Genomic DNA, 1,939 nt, shown 5'->3' with positions numbered 1-1,939 from the left:
GGCACGCCCTCCTCCACCGCCACCTCGGCGCGGGCGAGGCGCTGGGGGTGGAAGAGCCCGGTATAGGGGTCGGGGAGCACCGCCGGATCCAGGGTGCCGCGGGTGATCATGCGGTCGAAGGCCCAGTTGCTGCCGGCCACCGGGTTCCAGGGCTCACCGAGCAGGCCAGGCAGGCCGATCACCATGCGTCCGCCGATTCGGTCCGTATAGCGCAGGGTGTAGGGCCACAGCGACGAGCCGGACACCCCCCCGGCGAGATCCGCCGCCACCGCCACGTTGGCGGCCCGGGCCGAGGCGCTGAGCTGGTCCACCAGCCAGACCCGGGCGGAGTCCTCGAGGGCCAGCCCGAGCGCCTCGGCCATCATCGCCTGGCGCTCGTTCCAGTCGCGGTAGTCGCGTCGTGCCAGGCGCTCGGCCAGGTCGTCGAACTCGGGCGCGGGGCGATAGGCCTGCCACAGCGGCTCGGCACGCCCGCGCGGGGTGTAGTAGAAGCTGAAGTTCTCGGCCTGGTCGCGCTGGATCACCAGCGAGATCCAGGCCCCGGTGTAGAGGTGCCAGTGGCCGGCGGCGGGGTCGCTGGCGATCCACAGCCGCGAGGCCTCCTCGGCGGTACGGTAGCGCCGCTCCACCGCGAAGCCCTCGTCCTGCAGCAGGTTGGCCACGTAGTCCCCCACCCGCCGCCGCTCGTCCTCGGTGCGGATCAGCAGGCGCAGGCGAACCGGCTCGCCCTGATAGGTCCAGCGACCGCCCTCGCGGCGGGCGCCAAGCTCCTGCATGCCGGCCTCGATGGCCGCCCGGGCGCGCTCGGGGTCGTGGGCGTAGCGCAGCTCCAGCTCCCGGGCCACTTCGGCCAGCCGGGCGTAGTCGGGAAAGGCGGTGGAGAGCGGCAGCACCCGCGGCACGGCCAGGCCGCCGTAGAGCTCCTCGGCCACGAGGCGGCGGTCGATCAGCCAGTTGAGGGCCTCGCGGATCGCCGGCAGATGGAAGGGATTGAGGCTGCCGTCGGCCAGGGTCGGCCCCGCCGGGTTGAGGGTCAGCTCGCTGGAGGTGCCGTAGGCCAGGTCATGGGCCGCCTGCAGGGAGTCGCGCAGCCGGTTGAAGACCGTGGGGCTGGAGATGCCCTGGCTGAAGAGCTGGTGGCTGCCCGCCTCGATCAGCCCGGTGACCCGGCCGATATCGGTCTCCCGGGTGAAGACCAGCTCGTCGACCAGGGCGCCGGTGCGCCCCGCCAGGGCCGCGGGGTCGAGTTCGGCGTCCAGGCGGGGGGACTCGCGGCCAGGCGGCTCCCGCACCGGCCCCGTCGCCGATGGCAACAGCGCCACCGCCACCACCGCGGCCAGCAGCAGCGCACTGATGGCCAGTCCCACGCCTCTCATGGTTGCATCCCGACTCCCGTGCAGGCCCTCGTGCCCCTACTGTGACCGAGGCGCTACACAGAAGGACAGCCGCACAGGGCGCGGGGTTTCAACGCTGGCTCGTCCGGTCGGCGACCGGCGGCCGGCACCCAGCGACAGTGGACCGCAGGGCCGAGGGCACCTACACCTGAGAGATGATTCCCGCTCCCGCATTGATCGGCCGTGGCCCCCGGGCGATGGTCCGCTTCCTGGGCCTGGTGCTGCTGGGCGCCCTGATCGGCGCTGTCGCCGCGCTGGCCGCGGTGGGCTTCGTCACGGCGGTGCTGTGGCTCAACGAGCTCCTGTTGATCTCGCCGCGCAGCCGCATGATGGTCGACCACCCCGGCATCCTGGTCGCCGCCACCCTGGCCGTGCCGACCCTCGGCGGCCTGCTGGTGGGGCTGCTTCACCGCGCCATCCCCGAACGGCGGCCCCATGCCCCGGCCGACGTCATCGCCGCGGTCCAGACCCGGCGCGGCCGCCTGCCGGCCCGGGCCGGCGGCCTCTCGGCGCTGAGCGCCATGATCTCGCTGGGCGCCGGCGCC

The 1,939-nt window shown here is 73.7% G+C and carries 1 protein-coding gene and 1 pseudogene; one reads left to right on the top strand and one right to left on the bottom strand.

Annotated elements, in window-relative coordinates; all coding sequences use genetic code 11:
- A partial coding sequence (locus J5F18_RS10235) for an ABC transporter substrate-binding protein (RefSeq protein WP_346302130.1) occupies positions 1 to 1,376 on the bottom strand: 1,376 nt, incomplete at its 3' end.
- A 173-nt stretch (positions 1,377 to 1,549) separates the two neighbouring features.
- Here J5F18_RS10235 and J5F18_RS10230 point away from each other — a divergent pair.
- A pseudogene (locus J5F18_RS10230) lies at positions 1,550 to 1,939 on the top strand (chloride channel protein); the annotation flags it as partial.

The organism is Halomonas sp. BM-2019 (assembly GCF_017584085.1).
Note: the sequence above shows the minus strand (reverse complement) of the source record. Positions and strands in the feature narration are given on the sequence as shown.